The sequence below is a fragment of the Bacillota bacterium genome (assembly GCA_012837285.1).
Lineage (GTDB): Bacteria > Bacillota > DTU030 > DUMP01 > DUMP01 > DUNI01.
The window spans coordinates 1-16974 of sequence record DURJ01000195.1 but is presented as its reverse complement, the minus strand read 5'-3'; the positions used below and the strand labels follow the sequence as shown (position 1 = coordinate 16974).

General features: G+C 54.8%; 21 protein-coding genes. 6 read left to right on the top strand and 15 right to left on the bottom strand.

Annotated features, from left to right (window positions below; translation table 11 throughout):
* The 9 genes from GX016_10765 to GX016_10725 all read right to left on the bottom strand — a co-directional run.
* On the bottom strand, window positions 1-78 hold a 78-nt coding region (locus GX016_10765; protein ID HHT72023.1), incomplete at its 3' end, for a six-cysteine peptide SCIFF.
* 102 nt (window positions 79-180) lie between these two features.
* Complete coding sequence (locus GX016_10760) at window positions 181-411, bottom strand: 30S ribosomal protein S18 (protein HHT72022.1); 231 nt, start codon at window positions 409-411, stop codon at window positions 181-183.
* Between the two features lie 27 nt (window positions 412-438).
* Entirely contained in the window at window positions 439-843 is a 405-nt protein-coding gene (locus GX016_10755; protein ID HHT72021.1) for a single-stranded DNA-binding protein, read from the bottom strand.
* Window positions 833-1171: a 30S ribosomal protein S6 gene (locus GX016_10750; GenBank protein HHT72020.1), complete on the bottom strand. Its 339-nt coding sequence runs from the start codon at window positions 1169-1171 to the stop codon at window positions 833-835. The genes GX016_10755 and GX016_10750 overlap by 11 nt, the downstream gene beginning before the upstream one ends.
* A gap of 293 nt (window positions 1172-1464) precedes the next feature.
* A complete protein-coding gene (locus GX016_10745) occupies window positions 1465-1674 on the bottom strand; it encodes a DUF951 domain-containing protein (GenBank protein HHT72019.1) in 210 nt (69 codons plus the stop codon).
* A 17-nt stretch (window positions 1675-1691) separates the two neighbouring features.
* Entirely contained in the window at window positions 1692-2564 is an 873-nt protein-coding gene (locus GX016_10740; protein HHT72018.1) for a mechanosensitive ion channel family protein, read from the bottom strand.
* 10 nt (window positions 2565-2574) lie between these two features.
* The gene (yedF, locus tag GX016_10735; protein HHT72017.1) at window positions 2575-3219 is read right to left on the bottom strand and encodes a sulfurtransferase-like selenium metabolism protein YedF; all 645 of its coding nucleotides are present in this window, start codon (window positions 3217-3219) and stop codon (window positions 2575-2577) included.
* A 15-nt stretch (window positions 3220-3234) separates the two neighbouring features.
* Entirely contained in the window at window positions 3235-4221 is a 987-nt protein-coding gene (gene selD, locus GX016_10730) for a selenide, water dikinase SelD (protein HHT72016.1), read from the bottom strand.
* A 79-nt stretch (window positions 4222-4300) separates the two neighbouring features.
* Window positions 4301-5218: a LysR family transcriptional regulator gene (locus tag GX016_10725; GenBank protein HHT72015.1), complete on the bottom strand. Its 918-nt coding sequence runs from the start codon at window positions 5216-5218 to the stop codon at window positions 4301-4303.
* A gap of 664 nt (window positions 5219-5882) precedes the next feature.
* Between GX016_10725 and GX016_10720 the strand changes: the two genes are divergently transcribed.
* From GX016_10720 to GX016_10695, 6 genes are all read left to right on the top strand, one after another.
* Window positions 5883-6101, top strand: a complete 219-nt coding sequence (locus GX016_10720) for a spore coat protein (GenBank protein ID HHT72014.1) — start codon at window positions 5883-5885, stop codon at window positions 6099-6101.
* A 20-nt stretch (window positions 6102-6121) separates the two neighbouring features.
* Window positions 6122-6409: a spore coat protein gene (locus GX016_10715; GenBank protein ID HHT72013.1), complete on the top strand. Its 288-nt coding sequence runs from the start codon at window positions 6122-6124 to the stop codon at window positions 6407-6409.
* A 64-nt stretch (window positions 6410-6473) separates the two neighbouring features.
* Window positions 6474-7484, top strand: a complete 1011-nt coding sequence (locus GX016_10710) for a polyprenyl synthetase family protein (protein HHT72012.1) — start codon at window positions 6474-6476, stop codon at window positions 7482-7484.
* A gap of 11 nt (window positions 7485-7495) precedes the next feature.
* Window positions 7496-8407 carry a prenyltransferase gene (locus GX016_10705; GenBank protein HHT72011.1) on the top strand — a complete coding sequence of 304 codons (912 nt, stop codon included), beginning with the start codon at window positions 7496-7498 and terminating at the stop codon, window positions 8405-8407.
* Window positions 8408-8450: 43 nt separating this feature from the next.
* Window positions 8451-8600, top strand: a complete 150-nt coding sequence (locus GX016_10700) for a hypothetical protein (GenBank protein ID HHT72010.1) — start codon at window positions 8451-8453, stop codon at window positions 8598-8600.
* Between the two features lie 59 nt (window positions 8601-8659).
* The gene (locus tag GX016_10695; GenBank protein ID HHT72009.1) at window positions 8660-8866 is read left to right on the top strand and encodes a TOBE domain-containing protein; all 207 of its coding nucleotides are present in this window, start codon (window positions 8660-8662) and stop codon (window positions 8864-8866) included.
* A 50-nt stretch (window positions 8867-8916) separates the two neighbouring features.
* Here the strand turns inward: GX016_10695 and cysK are convergent, their stop codons facing one another.
* The 6 genes from cysK to GX016_10665 form a co-directional block, all read right to left on the bottom strand.
* Window positions 8917-9837: a cysteine synthase A gene (gene cysK / locus GX016_10690; protein HHT72008.1), complete on the bottom strand. Its 921-nt coding sequence runs from the start codon at window positions 9835-9837 to the stop codon at window positions 8917-8919.
* Window positions 9838-9861: 24 nt separating this feature from the next.
* Window positions 9862-10947, bottom strand: a complete 1086-nt coding sequence (locus GX016_10685) for a nitronate monooxygenase (protein HHT72007.1) — start codon at window positions 10945-10947, stop codon at window positions 9862-9864.
* Window positions 10948-11029: 82 nt separating this feature from the next.
* The gene (locus tag GX016_10680; GenBank protein ID HHT72006.1) at window positions 11030-11545 is read right to left on the bottom strand and encodes a DUF134 domain-containing protein; all 516 of its coding nucleotides are present in this window, start codon (window positions 11543-11545) and stop codon (window positions 11030-11032) included.
* Between the two features lie 184 nt (window positions 11546-11729).
* Complete coding sequence (locus GX016_10675) at window positions 11730-12617, bottom strand: hypothetical protein (GenBank protein ID HHT72005.1); 888 nt, start codon at window positions 12615-12617, stop codon at window positions 11730-11732.
* A 12-nt stretch (window positions 12618-12629) separates the two neighbouring features.
* Window positions 12630-15725, bottom strand: a complete 3096-nt coding sequence (locus GX016_10670; GenBank protein HHT72004.1) for a DEAD/DEAH box helicase — start codon at window positions 15723-15725, stop codon at window positions 12630-12632.
* Between the two features lie 190 nt (window positions 15726-15915).
* A partial coding sequence (locus tag GX016_10665) for a hypothetical protein (protein ID HHT72003.1) occupies window positions 15916-16974 on the bottom strand: 1059 nt, incomplete at its 5' end.

Sequence of the window (16974 nt, the reverse complement as noted above, 5' to 3'; positions counted from 1 at the left end):
GCACCGGCCGCAGCCGCCGGCGGCCAAGCTTTTCTGCAACCGTCCTTTATGAACCGTCTTTATGTGCTTACCTTGCATAGCCATCCTCCTTTAACGTGCTGTTCTCATTATAGCATATGGCACTGCCAGTGCGAACAAAACCACCGGTGGCCAAAAAAGGCGCCTGCCGGCGCCTCGTTTCTATTCCATATTGAAAGGCAGCAGAGCCATGGTACGGGCGCGCTTAATGGCTACCGTGAGCTGGCGCTGGTGCCGGGCACAATTGCCGGTAATGCGTCGGGGTAGGATCTTCGCTCGTTCGGTAATGTACCGTCTGAGCCGAGCCGTGTCTTTATAGTCAATGCTGTCGACTTTGTCAACGCAAAAATTGCACACGCGCTTCTTACCTCGCCGCCGGTCGTAGCGTGCCATCTTCTTCCCTCCTTAGGTTTTTTCTGGTTAGAAGGGAACGTCGTCCGGGTTGAAGGCCACTTCGGTGCCGAAATCAACTTCGCTGCCGGAACCCGCCGCATTGCTTCGCTCTTTCGGCCAATCTAAAAACCGCACATTGTCAGCCACCACTTCCGCTACCCGGCGTTTTTGTCCGTCTTGGGTTTCGTAGGAACGGATCTGAAGCCGCCCTTCCACCGCCACCAACCGGCCCTTGCCCAGGTTGTTGGCACAGACCTCAGCCAGCTTGCGCCAGACAACAATATCGATAAAGTCCGTCTCGCGCTCACCTTGTTGGTTGGTAAAGGAGCGGTCCACCGCCAAAGTAAAACGGCCTACAGGAATGCCGGAAGCAGTGTAACGCAGTTCAGGATCACGGGTCAGTCGGCCGATGAGAATCACCTTATTTAACATTTTCGGCTGCCGCCTCCTTCTCTTGAGCTGCCGCGGAATCTTGGTCCTCACGTCGCACCACCATGTAGCGGAGTACATTCTCGTTAATCCTGAGCACCCGGTCTAGTTCCTTTACGGCCTCGGCCGGAGCGTCAAAATACATCAAGGTGTAGTATCCTTCCCGCCACTTTTTGATCTCGTAGGCCAGACGCCGTTTGCCCCAGACATCGATCTTATCGACCCGACCCCCGTTATCCGTAACGAGATCGGAAAACCTTTGGTTCGCAGCCGCATAATCTTCGTCTTCCAAATTGGGGACAATAACGTACATCAATTCATAACTGGCCACGTCTTCACCTCCTCCCTTCGGACTACAGGGCCAACCCCTGCGGCTCTGCTTGGCACAGAGCAGGGAGATAGTGCCGAAGCACCACCACGATTTGGATTATATCATAGCCGCACCTAGCGGTCAAAGCAAATGTTGTGGCTGCGGTGCCCTTCCTCACGGTCCAGCGAGCTTGTATCCGAAGGATGCGGCGGGCTCGGTCCGGAGCACGAAGGAGAAAAGATCCTTCGCAGCGCTCAGGATGACAAGTAGGAAGAGTTAGCGGAATCCTTCAGATGCAGGCCACCAGGGTCGCCCTACACCATATCTTTGTCGTCGCTTTGTTGGGCCGGGCGCACCACTGCTTTTACGGCTCGTTCGAACTTCGTCCGTGGCAACATCACTCTGCGCCCGCAACCGGTACACTTAATTTTAAAATCGGCTCCCACCCGGATAATCTCCCACTCGTCGCTGCCACAGGGGTGTCCCTTTTTCATCCGGACAATATCGCCCAACTGAAACTCCACCGTTTGACCCCCCCCGATCAGTTTTGCTCCACTGTTACTGTCTGAATTGAACGCGGATACGGCGGCAAAATGCCGGCCTCATCCAAGGCCAGCTTAGCCCGCCGGCGCAGTTCCCGCTCCACCTTCCACTCCGCCTGGGGCTCGGTCCGGGCCCAGAGGGAAAAAGTGACCTGGGCATTGCTTAAATCAGTGATGCCCAGCACCGACGGCCCGTCGACAATTTCCGGCAAAGCCGCCTTGGCCTCCAGCCCAACCTGCTGCAACACCTGCTCTGCCTGGGCCAGATCGGCCTCGTAGGGTACAGCCACCTGCACCAAAGCCCGCCGAGGGCCTCGACTCTGGTTGGTCACGCGGCTGATTTCCCCGTTGGGGATTGTATGTAGGTTCCCGGCAAAATCCCGCAGACGAGTAGTTCTAAGCCCCACGTCTTCCACAAAGCCTTCTACCCCGGCCACACTCACGTAGTCGCCAAGGCCGTACTGGTCCTCCAGCAGGATGAAGAAGCCCGTGATCACATCCCGAACTAAGTTTTGGGCCCCAAAACCCACAGCCAAACCCACGATCCCGGCCCCGGCGATAAGCGATGTCACCGGCACCCCGGCGGCATCCAAAAGCACCAAGGCACCGACGAAAACAATGGTATAGCGCCAGATGCTGTTTAGTAACGATTGCAATGTCTGCAAGCGGCGGCTGTCTACGGGCAGTTTCTTCCCTGCTGATACTCGCCGCAGGCTCCGAGCAATAAAAGACTGCCCTAGCCTCTGGCTAAATTTTCCCCCCACCAGAACCACGGCTAAGACAAAAAGAAACCGTCCCCAACTCAGGACCAAATTCGACCACCACTGCGGTGTCAGCCCGGCCCCCCAGCTCACGCCTATCCCGTCCAGCATGTTCTTCCTCCTAGGCGATGGTAATCACTTTGTCGGCCGCCATTAGCTTCTCAATAATGCTGAACATATTGGAAACGCTGCCCACCTCCAGCTTATCATTAAGCTGGAGGTAATCCAAGCAGGTGCCGCAGGACAAAAGTTCCACCCCTTGATGGGCCAAAGTCCTTAGGCTACCCAGAACATCGGAACCGGTACAGGTTAGGCGGACGGCGCCATTCATAAACATAACCGTGCGCGGTAGCGGTGAGCACTCGGTTAAAGCATAAAAAAACGACTTGGTCAAAGCCTCCCCCAGCTCCGCTTCTGGCCGCCCGATCTTGTCTGCCAGCACCAGCACCACTATCTTGTCACCGGCCGGTTCCGGTAAAATAGCGGCTTCGGCCTCGGTTTCCGGCTCGGCCACAGCCACGCCGCCGCCCTTAATGATGCTGAGAATAAAGTCCGTCCCCTCGGCCACCACATCTACCGGCAGGCTCAGACTCTGGGCCAGCTTGATCACATTGTCGCGAGCCACTGGGCTGTCCACAATAGTAAAAACCTTCCCAGCAGCCAACTTGTCAAGGGCCTGTTTCGTTTTCACCACTGGCAACGGGCAAGCCAGGCCCCGGGCATCTACCTGCAGCTCTGCCTCCACAAAAGTCGCCCCTTTCTCCATTTGCACACCGCCCCCCTATAATACCACCAGCCGTGGTTTCCCCGCCTGGGCTACCGCCACTTCACCTATGGCCGCCGCCTCAATGCCTCGCCGTGCCAGAGCCTCCACAAGACTCCGGCTCCGCCCGGCCGGAACGGAAAGCAGCAAACCGCCGCTGGTTTGAGGATCGAATAATAAATCCGACTGCTCTTGCGCCAGATCCGGCGGCAAGGTTACTTTGCCCACCAGATGATCACGGTTACGATAAGTCCCAGCCGGTACCAAACCTTGACGGGCCAAGTGGGCCGCTCCATCGAACACCGGCACGGCATCAGCATAGATGTGCAGATCTACCCCGCTGGCCACCGCCAGTTCGTACCCATGCCCGAGCAGGCCAAAGCCGGTTATGTCGGTACAAGCAGAAATCCCTGTTTCCCGCGCCGCTGCCGCCGCCGCAGCATTGAGCTCGGCCATGCTATCACCCACCGGAGCAAAGTCAGCCCCGGAAACCAGGTCAACTTTGTAAGCAGTGAGAAAAAGCCCGGTTCCGATGGGCTTGGTGAGCACCAGCACGTCGCCGGGAGCGGCACCGGCATTGGACCAAACTTCCTCCGGCTTAACAATCCCGGTCACAGCCAGGCCGTACTTGGGCTCCTGGTCATCCAAACTGTGACCGCCCACCAGCAAAGCCCCGGCTTCTTTGGCTTTGTCAGCTCCGCCGCGCAGAATATCACGCAGAATTCCCGGATCCAAACAGGACGGAAAACAAACAATATTCAGCGCCAACAGCGGCTGACCGCCCATGGCATAAACATCGCTAAGAGCATTGGCGGCGGCAATCTGGCCGTACACAAACGGATCGTCCACCACCGGAGTAAAAAAGTCTAAGGTCTGAATCAGGGCCAGATCAGAAGTCAGACGATAAACAGCGGCATCATCGCTGAGTTCATGACCCACCAATAAACGAGGATCTGATAACACCGGTAAGTCTCGCAGCACCTGCGAGAGGGTCTCCGGACCCAATTTTGCTCCTCAGCCGGAAGCGGCTGTGAGCTCGGTTAAGCGTACTGGTTCAGCCACGCTCTGCGCCTCCCTCGGGGTCTTAAGTCATCGAGCCGGTTAAGGTCTTGAGCCGAAAATTGCTCACAAAGCTCTGAAACTCCTCCAGGGCCCGGTTGGGCAGAGTCTGGCGGTGAATAATAACAAACAAATCCCTCTTTAGATTTAGGCCCTCCACGTTAATTCCGCGCACCTGTCCTAAAGCCAAAGCTTTGTCCGCCGCCCAGCGTGACACCACCGAGATCCCCAGATGAGCTTCCACCGCGGTGAGAATAGCTTCTGTGCTTCCCAGCTCCATCACCACATGCAAAGCCCTCACGTCCGACCCCTGTTCCTTCAGGCGTTCGGCAAACACTTGGCGCGTTCCCGATCCTTGTTCGCGCAGGATAAAGTCTTCTTCGGTCAGATCGTGCACAGTCACAATGGAGCCTGACGGCCAGCGGTGATTCTGGGGCACAATCAGAATCAGTTCGTCCTCCAGCACCTTTTTCGCCACCAGCTGCGGCCGGCTACCGATGGCGCCCACCACACCTAAATCAACGCGTTGATCAATAACTTTGCGGCGGATTTCCTCCGAATCGCCGATTTCAAGGCTAATCTTGACTTCCGGATACTGGTCGCGGAAGGCCCCGATCAGATGGGGTAAAATATACTCTCCCGGGACGGTGCTGGCCCCCACTAACAAGCGTCCCCGTACCTTTTGGGTCAGTTCGTTGATTTGGTATTCGGTCCGGGCCAGCCCAGCCAAAGTCTCGTGGGCAAAGTCCAGTACCAGTCTCCCTTCCTCAGTAAGCTCGGCCCTGCGGCCCGAACGGTCCACCAACCGAGCCCCGAAATGCTCCTCCAACGAGTTAATCTGAAAACTAACCGCCGGTTGGGTAAGGTACAGCTTCTCCGCTGCCAAGGAAAAACTCTTACATTGAGCCAACTCTCTCAAGGTGCGCAATTGGTTAATGTTCACTGGGCAGCACCTCTTACGATAAAAATAATAGTACAAGCTATAAGTTATTTTTCGACATCTATACCTAAATACCTGCTGCCCAAGGCAAAAGAAGCAAAAGAAGAGCCTGTAGTGACCTACGCTCCAGCTGCTTAAGATCCCTACGCCACCGTTGTCGGGCAGCTGCACAACCTTAAACAACCTTAGCTCGACCGGGGGCAGCACCTTAGGAGCCCGTACACCAGACCCCCAGCTTAAATCTAAGCCTGCGGCACTGCCACCGCTCTTAGCTCGACCAGACAACGTCCCGGCCGCTCCCGGACCCAAGAGAACGTAAGAGACGTGGGCCGGTCTTCCCGCCAGCCGCTACCGAGCCTACACCCGATACCGACCTTTGGCCGACCATAGCAGAGGCTGCCCCCTACTACAGTCTGGGCTCGGCCACTACAGACCCTTCATTGTTATTATTTCCCCTCACTGGTTTGGGCATACCAAAAAAAATTGGGCCGTTAGGCCCAGATCAAAATTATATAAAGAAGGGGGGTATAGGATAGCTTGGTAATTAGTATAGCAGCGGTTTGTTAAGATAATATTTCAGTCCTGTTACAAGGGCATTAATAGCTGCATAGGAAAATATTATGGACACATACTAGCCATGAATACTACCTCGATTGGGGGTGACAGTATGGCTTCAGGACGATCACTCCAAACGTTTACCGATCGCGAGCTCCACACTCTGCAGGATCAACTCTCTCAAGAAGAATTGGCCATCAAGAAAATGCGCACCTACGAAGGTCAAGTGCAGGATGCGGAACTGCAGAAAGTGATCTGCTCCATGAGGGAACAACACGAAGGGCATTACAATACCCTCATGCGTCATTTGCTCAGTCAAACCATGCAGTAGGGACCGAAAGGAGGAGCAACATGCCCCATAAATCTACCTCGGAACTGACGGAAAAAGACATTATGGCCGATTGCCTGGCCATGCAAAAACAACTCACTTCTTCCTACAACACCGCTGCTTTAGAGACTGCTCACAACATGCTAAGGTCTGACCTCATCAACATACTCACCCAGGAGCACCAGCTCCAATCGTCGGTGTTTGGCACCATGGACAAACGCGGTTGGTACTTTACTCGGTCGGTGTCACCGCAAGAATTGACCGACGTTCAAAACCGGTTCAAGCAAGCGCAGCAGCAACTGCAGCAGTGACCCGGTAGCTTGTTTCAGTTCCCAGCGGGGCCGGCCCCCGCTTTTTTACCTTGGAGGTGAAGCCGTGAAGACCAATTATGTACCTTCGGCCGCCGACAGCAGTGAGGGCCTGACAGCAACTCGTCCTTTGTCCCGTCAATATTTATTACCGGTGGAAGCTCAACTGAAACAACTGTTGGCTCCCTACGAAAGAGCTGCCACCTTAGGGTCCGGGCTGGCTCTAACCGGCGGTAAGCGCCTGCGACCACAACTGTGCCTGTTGGCTTACCGGCATAGCAGCGGTAACCCAGTGCCCACCCCGGCCGTCTATGAGCTGGCTGCTGCAGTGGAGCTGCTCCACTTAGCCACGCTAGTTCATGACGATGTTATCGATAACGCTGACTGTCGACGATCTGAACCCAGTGTGAATATTACGCATGGGAACAGGACCGCAGTGTTGCTGGGTGATTTTTTCTTCGGCTGCTTTTTAGCCGCGGCCGCCGACAGCAGCAGCGACATATTGTCCCTGTTCGCAGCTACCATTGGCAGTATGGTAGAAGGAGAATTAGCCCAAGCTCACCACTGCCGCAACCTTAACCTGACGGAAGCCGACTACCTGGACATTATCGAAAGAAAAACAGCAGCCTTAATTGCCGCTGCCTGCGAAGCGGGGGTCAGAGCAGCCGGAGCCAACCGGGACACAATTAACACCTTCCGCGGTTTTGGCCGAGCCTTGGGCTTAGCTTTTCAAATCCAGGACGATATCTTAGATTACATTGGTAACCCCGACCAGCTAGGAAAACCCCTCTACAAGGACTTGAAAGAAGGGGTCATAACCTTGCCGCTAATCCATGCCCTCAAGCACAGCCGGCACCGAAACGAACTGGCTCGCCTGCTGCTGGAACCTGAGCTTACGCCGCAAGCTATACCAAAAATAGCGGCGGAAGTTGCGGCGGCAGGTGGTATTAAGTACGCACAGCAGCGGGCAGCCCGATATCTTAAGGCCGCCCGGCAGGAATTAAGCCGGCTGGCACCGTCCCCGGCTAAGACAGAGCTGGAATGGTTGCTGCTTACTCTGGCTCAGCGCGAAACATGATGAACAACCCCATGTTGGCTCGACTACAGGCGCTGGGACTTATTATCCGGCTGCCAGCGGTAGTGGCCTACAGCGGTGGTGGCCTGTTGTTGGCGGCCGGACTGGCTGGACGGGAGTATCTCAGCGGCACTGCCGGGCTGAACATGTTGCTGTTAACACTGTCGGTGCTGCTGCTTCATGGTCTGGCAGCCCATGCCGTCAACGACTGGATCGACTGGCAGTCAGGCACCGATCGCTTATCACCCGGCCTTCTCTCCGGTGGATCAGGGGTTATTCCCCGCCGTCTCCTTAATCTCCTTGACTTGGTTCGTATCAGCGCTGCCGCCGTGATCCTGGCTTTAATCTTGGCCGCCGTTCTTGTTTATCGTCTAGGCTGGCCGGTAGTGTTATTCCTGTTGGTGGGGCTATGGTCAGTGGCCGCTTACTCTTTACCGCCGTTGCAGTTGGCTTACCGACCTTTTACGGGCGAATGGTTGTGCGCTTTCCCCGCCCTGCTGGCCGTTATTTGGGGCGCCCACTGGAGCATCACCGGCAAGCTGACCCGCCGCCTGATCCTGGCCAGCCTTATCTACAGCTTTATGGCCCAGGCCTGGGTAGCGGAACATCACCTGCCCGACATAGCGGCCGATCTGGCGGCGCAGCCGCCAAAGATCACCAGCCCGGCCTGGGTGACACGCCGGTTCGGACTGCAAGCAGCCCGGTTGGTACCTGCCCTGTACGCCGCCTTAGGCCTGCCCCTGGTTATATACAGCCGCAGTCTTTATCGGCGGCCACAGATCATCCATGCCGGTTGGCCCGCCCTGGGCTCCATAGTGCTGGCACTGTCGGCAGCGCCTGATAATGTTCAAGCCACCACCGCAGCTGAGCTCCTGATGATGGCCCTGACTTTGGTGGAGGCCGGCTTGCTGATAGCCCTTATGTAGGTGGGGGGCCGAGCGAACTCTCCTTGAAACGGAGGAATCAATTATGCTCACTTTCTTGTATGCCTTCTTAGGCAGCCTAACCGCTTTTTTCTTTGCCGCAGTCATGTTGGTGGGAGCTCGTCGCAGCCTGGTTCATCTCTTGCTAACTCGAGCCTTGCCTTGGCGACGGATAAGGCCCCGAAACCGGGGCTGAATAAAACTATTCGGCCCAGCAAAACCTAGAAGTAGTAGCTTCCAAAGGGGGAAATAACTCTGAAAATCAGCGGCCGTAACCAGCTAAGAGGCAACGTAATATCAGTGGAAACTGACGGCATCATGGCTAAGGTAAAAGTGGACATTGGGGCCCAGAACATAATCACCTCCACTATTACCAAAGATGCAGTGGACGATTTGGCTATTGCCAAGGGCGATCAAGTGGGCGTACTGATCAAAGCCAGCTCGGTGATGATCACTAAGTAACCGCCAAAAATGTAAGGGGCTGCCGCCAGGCAGCCCCTTACATTGATCTATTAGTCAAACACTCCGGCCGACAAGTATCGCTCCCCTGAATCCGGGAAAATAACAACGATGAGTTTATCCTTATTTTCCGGACGGAGCGCCAGCTCCTGCGCTGCCCAGCAGGCTGCACCGGAGGAGATACCGGCTAAGATGCCTTCTTCTTTTCCCAGCCGGCGCGTCATGTCCAGGGCCATGTCATCGGTAACTTGTATTACTTCATCGATCACATCAGGATTATATACCTTGGGCACGAAATTCGGTCCGATGCCTTGAATACCATGGGGTCCTGGCTGCCCACCGGATAGCACCGGCGAGGCTGCCGGCTCCACCGCTATCGCTTTCAGCCCCGGCTTCTTTGCTTTCAGTGCTTCGGCGATACCGGTGATGGTACCGCCTGAACCGGCACCGGCCACCACTATGTCTACCTGGCCTTCGGTATCGTGCCAGATTTCTTTAGCTGTAGTCAAGCGATGAACAGCCGGGTTAGCCGGGTTCTCAAACTGCATGGGCAGAAAATAGCTGGGGTCGGCCTCGACCCGGGCTCTGGCCTCGGCAATGGCTCCGCTCATACCTTCGGCCCCCGGTGTGAGCACCACCTCCGCCCCCAGCGCCTTTAGAATCAATTGCCGCTCACGGCTCATGGTATCGGGCATAACCACTACGCAGCGCAGGCCCCGGGCCGCACAAGCAAAGGCCAACCCGATACCGGTATTGCCGCTGGTGGGCTCAATAACAACGGAGTCCGGCCCTAAACGACCGCTTCGCTCGGCTTCAGCCAGCATATTCACAGCAGCCCGATCCTTCACACTGCCCAGCGGATTAAAGAATTCTAATTTGGCTGCCACTTGGGCTCCGCCCGCCGGGATAACCCTCTGCAGCCAGACCAAAGGTGTCTTCCCCACTAGCTGGGTAACGTCAGCCGAAATCTTCACTTCTAAATCCCCTGCCTTTGTAGCCTAGACGTAGTCCGGCTCCATTAATAGCTGCTCTTTCAGTTCCTGAAAAATCTCCCGCACCGATTGTAACTTGTTGGCTCGCCAGGCGTTAACCCCGGCAAAAGCAAACCCCTGGCCCAGCTCGCCCCGCTGGGCATGGATCAAAGCCGCCGCAATACAATAGGGCGATTCTTTCGGCTTACAGGGTCTCAGACAATTATAGGCACAGCGAATCGGCCTCCATTCCCCGGCCGCGACCCGGTCGAGAAAAGCGTTTCTTATCGCCCGGCCGATCATCCCCACCGGGCTTTTGATCAGCACAATATCATCTGGCTTGGCCCGTAGATACTCTTGTTTGAACCCCAGGGAAGCATCGCACTCGTGGGTAGTCACAAAACGAGTCGCCATTTGTACGCCGGCCGCCCCTAACCGGAGCATCCGGCCGATATCCTGACCGGTCCAAATTCCGCCGGCGGCAATTACCGGGATCGGGCGTCCACATTTATCCTCGAACGGCTTCACCGCCTCTGCCACCGCCGGAACCAGTTTCTCTAAGGCATAATCCTCCGGGTGCTCTAACTCCTGTTGGCTAAAGCCCAGATGCCCGCCGGCCTTAGGACCTTCCACCACCATGGCATCGGCAAACCGACTGTGTTTCCTCTCCCAGTGCTTGCAGATCAGGGCTGCTGCTCGCGCCGAGGAAACAATAGGAGCCAGTTTCACATTTGAACCTTGAGCCAGCTCCGGCAATTGCAGCGGCAAACCGGCCCCAGAAAAAATAATGCCGATACCGGCCTGTATGGCCATGCGTACCGTCTCCTCGAAATTATTGATAGCCACCATGATATTGACCCCGAGAACCCCACCGGGGCTTTGTTCTCTCGCTTTCCTAATTTGCTCTACCAGCGCTTCCAAGTTAGCCCGCCGCTTGTCGCGAAGATAATCAATCCGGTAAAATCCTGTCTCTACCCCGGAAATAACCCCGACCCCACCACAATTGGCCACAGCCGCAGCTAAGTTGGCCAGGGAGATACCTACTCCCATGCCACCCTGAACCAGAGGAAATTCAGCCACTAGATCACCGATTCTAAGGGCCGGAATTCGCATGCACCATCATCCTTCTTGTGTAATTGTAACTGCAATCACTTTATCCCTTAGTATCAGATTTCTACTTCACCTTGGACCCTTTTTATTCTCCCGGATCGTCGGTTTTCCCTTGGTCGTCCGCCAGAGTTTTCCGGGCCATGGGTTGCGGTCTACCTCGGCCGTGGCGCCACCGCCTCCGCCCCATCTTCTCGCGTGCGTCAGAGGACTCATTTTGGCATTCAGGACAAATAATGTTTTCGGGAGTGTCCACTTCAGACTCCGACGGCAGTACAAACTTATGCCGGCAGCGGGGGCACTCATGACGCTCTACTAATTTATAGGTACCACCTTCTACCCTCAGCGCCAATCCTTCCGTGAGCATCCGGGCCACCTTTTCGTACGCATCGTTCAAGATCCGTTGAAACGTGGGTCGAGAAACCGACATCCGCTGAGCACATTCTTCTTGTTCTAGACTTTCCAGGTTCCGCAGACGAATAGCCTCCAGCTCTTCCAAAGACAACACAATTTCTTCTAAATCACGGCGGGGAACCCCCACCGGCTTAAATACCTGAACCGGTGGTACAAATTCCACGAAACGAATTTTTTTCGGTCTGGCCACTTAACATCCCGCCCTTATGCGCATTATCCACACCATACCGATTAGCAACAGGACCACGCTCAACACGGCCCTTCCATATCAAGGCAGGACTTTGTGCCTGCCGGTGAATTGCTGTTATTATACCACTTTTTTACCTCATTTCGAATAGCAACTGTCAAGATGTACTTTCTTGTAGTTGTGCCAACTAATTCGTCGTCTCTTCGCCGGTGTAGAGCTTCCGGCCGGCTCTGGATACTCTTTCGTAAACAGGTTCCAACACAGTAAGGAGCGCTTCGTCTCCATGCCAGAAAGGAAACTCCCCCACTTGCCTAAGCAGAGCCATAAATGACCCGAAAGCAGCGTCAGTTGTTATTAATGGTTCTTCCGCTAGCGGGCTGCCTTCCCAAAATATCTTGGGATCCACTGGCAGAACCGACTCCGATCCATGCTCTGCTATCAGGCCCGTCTCTAATCCATCCGGGGGTAAATCCCCCTGAGATGCTTCTCCCGGTAGCATGGTCATGAGCTCATCCCGATCCAGGCCTCTTAGTTTAAATATTAGGAAAGGGTTGCGGTCGAACTCCTCCCCCAAGAGATAGTAGACAGCGGCAATGTGTTTGCAAGGGTTGGACCAATCGGGGCAAGAGCAATCGGTCTTAAGATCTGCAGTCTTATTAGGGAATAAAGAAAGCCCCGCCTGCTCAAAAACGTCCTCAATATTACCCGGCATCTCCCCGGCCAGCAAGCTGGCCATAAGAAGCGGCTGCGCTATAAGGCAGGAGATCACTTTTTCCCATTGGGTCTGGGAAAAGGGAGCTAGCTGGATCTCAACCCGGTAGGGCCGCTTGCGGGAACCCTGCACCCTAGCCGTCACCCGGCCCTTACCCACATCAATGGATATAACTTGTCCCTGCCGGGCATAGCGGCGGCCGCGGGTGAGGCGAGCTCCCAAGCGGAAACTCTCTAGTACGGCTATCCACCTTTTGCTCCACCAATTTTCCACAAAGGCCCCGCGCTTAGATTTAGCCTTAATACCGCCCTGGACAGTTCGCGGCTGGCTCTCAGGGTAGCTAATAAAATTATCGTAGGCCATTTCGCATCTCCTCTACCAATCACCAATGGCCTCTTCCCGAAGAGCCATCAGCTGTTTGAACTCGGCACTGGTAAGCTTGGTTAACCATGATTCCCCGCTCCCGACAATATTCTCTGCCAGTTCAAGCTTGCGTTCGATTATTTCATCGATCCTCTCTTCAATGGTCCCCCGGCAGACAAACTTGTAAACCTGCACATTTTTCTGCTGGCCAATTCGGTAAACACGGTCGGTAGCTTGGTTTTCCACTGCCGGATTCCACCACCGATCAAAGTGAAACACATGGTTGGCCCGGGTCAAGTTTAGTCCAGTGCCCCCGGCCTTGATGGTCAAAATGAAAAAGGGAGGACCGTCCGGGCTCTGAAACAGATTTATCATCTGGTCGCGTTCTTTTTTGGCCACACCACCATGTAGAAACAGGGCTGGATAACCGAAGGTTTCCATCAGATATCGGTGCAGCAATCTCCCCATTTCTGCAAACTGAGTAAAGATTAGCGCCCGTTCCCCTGTAGCCAGTATTTCTTCCGCCATTTCGGTAAGGCGGATTAGCTTTCCCGATCGCCCAGCCAGCTTAGAGTTATCCTTTAAAAACTGGGCTGGGTGATTGCACACCTGTTTGAACTTGGACAGGGCAGCCAGAATCAACCCCTGCCTTTGGATCCCGTCGCTGGTATCTAAGGCCGCTTCAATGTCCTCGATCACGGCCGCATAAAGAGAAGCCTGCTCCTGGGTCAGAGAACAAAAGACTTTGCTCTCTATCTTGTCGGGCAGATCTTTTATAATACTTCGGTCTGTTTTCAGACGCCTTAGGATAAAGGGCCCGGTCATGCGCTTTAAGGTGGCAGTCGCCTCTTGGTTGCGCTGCACATGAATGGGAACGAGGAAAGAGCGCTTGAATTGCGCCTGATTGCCCAAGAGCCCGGGGTTTAGAAACTCCATCACCGACCACAGATCCCCCACATTGTTCTCCACCGGTGTCCCTGTCAGGGCGATGCGGTAGACTGCTGGCAGTGACCGGGCAGCCTGAGCCTGCTGGGTCAGCGGATTCTTGATATTTTGTGCTTCGTCAAGGATAACACCGTCCCACTGCACCTTCCGAAACAAATCCCCTTCCCGACCCAGCAAGGCGTAACTGGAGATAACCAGCGCCTGCTTTGCGGCGGCTTTCTTGAAGGCGTTGCCTTTCTTGCGGGCAGGGCCGTGATGCACCAGCAAAGGCAGCTCCGGGGTAAAACGGGCCGCCTCCTTTTCCCAGTTGGCAATAACCGATGTGGGGCAGATCAACAGCGCCGGACCGCAGCCGCCCTGCTCGTAGCGGTGCTGGAGCAAAGCTAAGCACTGAATGGTTTTTCCCAGGCCCATATCATCAGCCAGACAGGCACCGAACCCTATTTCACTGAGAAAGTTGAGCCAGGTATAACCCCGCAACTGGTACGGGCGCAACTGTCCCTGTAATCCCGGCGGCGAGGGTAGCTCTGGGCCCAGTTCCTTTCCGTGAAGCTGCTTCAGTACACTTGCTAACCAGCCGGAAGCAGTAACATTTTGCAGAGGAAGACTCTGCGGTTGGGTTGCTACCCCTAAGGAAAGCCGCACTACGTCCCGCGCCGTTAGCTGCTGGGACGCTTTCTTCTGCCAGAAATTGAGTGCTGCCTTGATCTCCCCAGCGTCCACCTCCACCCATTGCCCCCGCAGTTTTACCAAGGGGGACTTAAGCCGCGCCAAGGCCTCCAGTTCCTCTGCTGTCAGCACCTCATCCCCCAGCGCCACCTGCCAATCAAAAGAAACCACGTCGTCCAAACCCAAACCACCACCGGCTGAAAAGGGAGAGGAAACGGCTCGGCCGGTAACCGATAGCCGGGCCCTACTGCCTTGGCTCGTCCACCAGGAAGGAAGCATCACCGCAAAGCCGGCCTGCTTGAGCCAAGGGGCTTGATTACAAAGGAATTCAAAGGCAGCGTTGCTATCCAGGCTACACCCCGCTGGGATACCCGATTTGATGCTTTCTTCTATTTGGGGCGAAAAACAGGCCGCCTGGCCCAGGGCGGTGAGGATGAACTCCCGCCGTGCGGCCAAGTTTTCGCCTGTGATCTTTGGCTTTACCCTACCCTTCCAAGCATCCGGAACAGGAATCAAAAGACTGGGGTCTGCCTTAGCTTGCAGGAGATAGCGCACCACCCAGGTTTCATCGTCAGTCCTGGATTCCACTGGGTCCGGCTCCTCCAGCCGAAAACAAAAGCGATAAGGTGCCGCGGCCAGAGTATAGACCAGGCGGCGCCATTCCTTAATCTGATAAGTAAGTTTAACTAGCTCGGCTGGGTCTCCAGGAAGAGATCCCGACGGTGCCTTCAGTGCTGCCAGCCACCGCTGGTGAACACTGGTTTGGCTGGCTGCCCGGCCACGCCTTTTTCCTGCTTGGCCCGGCAGCAACATAGCTTCCTGGCGAGCTAGAGCATCGATCAGCAGGGCCGAGAAGCTGAGCACCACAGCTAGGGCCTGAGTGTCAGGAGGCACATCAGGCAAAGTTAAGCAGTAGCAGGCTGCCGGCATCCTCTGCGCCAAGGCAACCAGGCTTTCCATATCATCGCCCGACAGCACCGGCTCCCAGACGGCAACATAGCCATTTGACTCCTGCTTTACCCCGGGCAAAAAGCGGCCCCGGGCCGCCAGGGAACCCGTAAAGCGCAAGGCCTGCGCCCAAAACAAGATATCGGACCCAAGCACCACTTTTGGCACCAGGTTCCGGCGTTCGGCGCAAGCCGTAAGCAAAGAAATCACTTCAGCCGGTAGCAAGCGCAGAGCCGTCACTTTCCACGGTCGGATCTCAAGCTCCTGGCCCTCCGGAGGCAGTTGGCCCAGCAGCAAGCTCGACCCCACCGGTCCATTGACCCCAGAAGGGAGCCAGGCCGTCATAGTCGTCTCTTTCTTATCTCCTATTTCTATTCCAGCTGCCGCCAAAGCTAGTTCCAGTTTCGCCCTGGAAACATCAAACGGCGACGGCAGCAGCTTAGGTTTTTTGGGGGGACGTCCGCGCCGCTTGGGAAGAGATTCCACCGCTGCCTCCCCCCACAAAAAGCAATTTCCAGCAAAGCAACTCAAGTGCAGGATAATCATTTCTTACTCCTCGTGTATAAATATGTTTTTGTCTCTCTGGCGAAAACTACCACAAAGAGATCATCGCTTTTCCCCCGGATAGAGTCTTTCGACGGCTCTCGGCGCGGTTCCTGCATTATTTTCAAAGGTCTTAGGCCCAATATAGCCACTATTGTTGGCATTTTGTCGGCCTATGTCTGTTTCCGACGACTCAAAAGAACCTTTTCTCCATTTTTTCTATTTCCCGCTCAATAAATTCTTGGCTGCTGTCCTGCTCTTTTAACTGCCTTACCCTTTTGTTGATAAAATATTTGACCGCCTTAGCATGGACAGCCGCCGAGAAGACAAGACGCAGAACCCGGCCACGGTGGCCCAAATCTGAAATGGGAAGGATATTGTTGTAGGCAACATCCCGCAGGGGAGGCTCCTGGCCATCTCGTATCCAGCCTTCTACATTTGGCCAGCCCACCGGGAGGATAAAATTTCCGTCATCATCTTGGCGTATTTGCCTCTTGTCGATGCTTTCGCCGGTGCTGCGCCTCCAAGGATTAACCTCTTCTTCGATAAAATTAGCCGGTAGGCTGTCAAATAAAGGCGCAGATAGATAGGTAAGTCTAGGCATGTTCTTCTTAATGACCCCCAGGAAAAAATCGTCTTGGCGGCCAGAGTAGGCATTGTAAACCACAAACTCGCCAATAGCCCTTGATTCCATCTGGTGTACGAATCGCTGTTTGTCTTCTAATATCTGTAGATAAAGAGGGAGATAAACGATTACACCAGCGGAAACGATCTCTTCCTCACTAAGGTCAAATATGTTTGCGTCTATTTTGATGTCCAGCATCTCCTGGGGAAGATTATAATAATGCCGCTCATATCCTTTCAGCCGCAACAGGCTCTTTAACTTATTAGGGGAAAAATCCTCCCAGGCATCAATGAGATTAAGATGTCTAAATCCTCTTTCTTCCGGAAGCGAGATAAATGCGGCTTCCCGGCCTTTGTAATAACGGGCCGGCAAGGGTTCCAACGACAAAGCATCAAAATAAAGCCTGCGGGCGCTTCTTTCTATTTTGTACTTTTCCCCGGCGCGGATTGAATCCTGCCCCAGAGGTGAAAGGGATAGTCTCCCCTTATTATCCTCAGCCAGGTGCCCAATGGACCGAAGATAATCAACCACGTTATCCCCCAGATGCCGCATATCTTTAATTCCCATGGTAGTATAAAGCTTTTCCCGGTTATCAATTTCTGTGTACTCGAGTAATAATTCCATATT

Excerpts from the sequence above, each read along its gene's own strand:
- yedF (HHT72017.1), bottom strand. The coding sequence starts at position 3,219 with ATGGAGAAAGGGGCGACTTTTGTGGAGGCAGAGCTGCAGGTAGATGCC.
- GX016_10675 (HHT72005.1), bottom strand. The coding sequence starts at position 12,617 with ATGGCCTACGATAATTTTATTAGCTACCCTGAGAGCCAGCCGCGAACT.
- GX016_10760 (HHT72022.1), bottom strand. The coding sequence starts at position 411 with ATGGCACGCTACGACCGGCGGCGAGGTAAGAAGCGCGTGTGCAATTTT.
- GX016_10705 (HHT72011.1), top strand. The coding sequence starts at position 7,496 with ATGTTGGCTCGACTACAGGCGCTGGGACTTATTATCCGGCTGCCAGCG.
- GX016_10700 (HHT72010.1), top strand. The coding sequence starts at position 8,451 with ATGCTCACTTTCTTGTATGCCTTCTTAGGCAGCCTAACCGCTTTTTTC.
- GX016_10670 (HHT72004.1), bottom strand. The coding sequence starts at position 15,725 with ATGATTATCCTGCACTTGAGTTGCTTTGCTGGAAATTGCTTTTTGTGG.
- GX016_10720 (HHT72014.1), top strand. The coding sequence starts at position 5,883 with ATGGCTTCAGGACGATCACTCCAAACGTTTACCGATCGCGAGCTCCAC.
- GX016_10715 (HHT72013.1), top strand. The coding sequence starts at position 6,122 with ATGCCCCATAAATCTACCTCGGAACTGACGGAAAAAGACATTATGGCC.
- GX016_10685 (HHT72007.1), bottom strand. The coding sequence starts at position 10,947 with ATGCGAATTCCGGCCCTTAGAATCGGTGATCTAGTGGCTGAATTTCCT.
- GX016_10755 (HHT72021.1), bottom strand. The coding sequence starts at position 843 with ATGTTAAATAAGGTGATTCTCATCGGCCGACTGACCCGTGATCCTGAA.
- GX016_10740 (HHT72018.1), bottom strand. The coding sequence starts at position 2,564 with ATGCTGGACGGGATAGGCGTGAGCTGGGGGGCCGGGCTGACACCGCAG.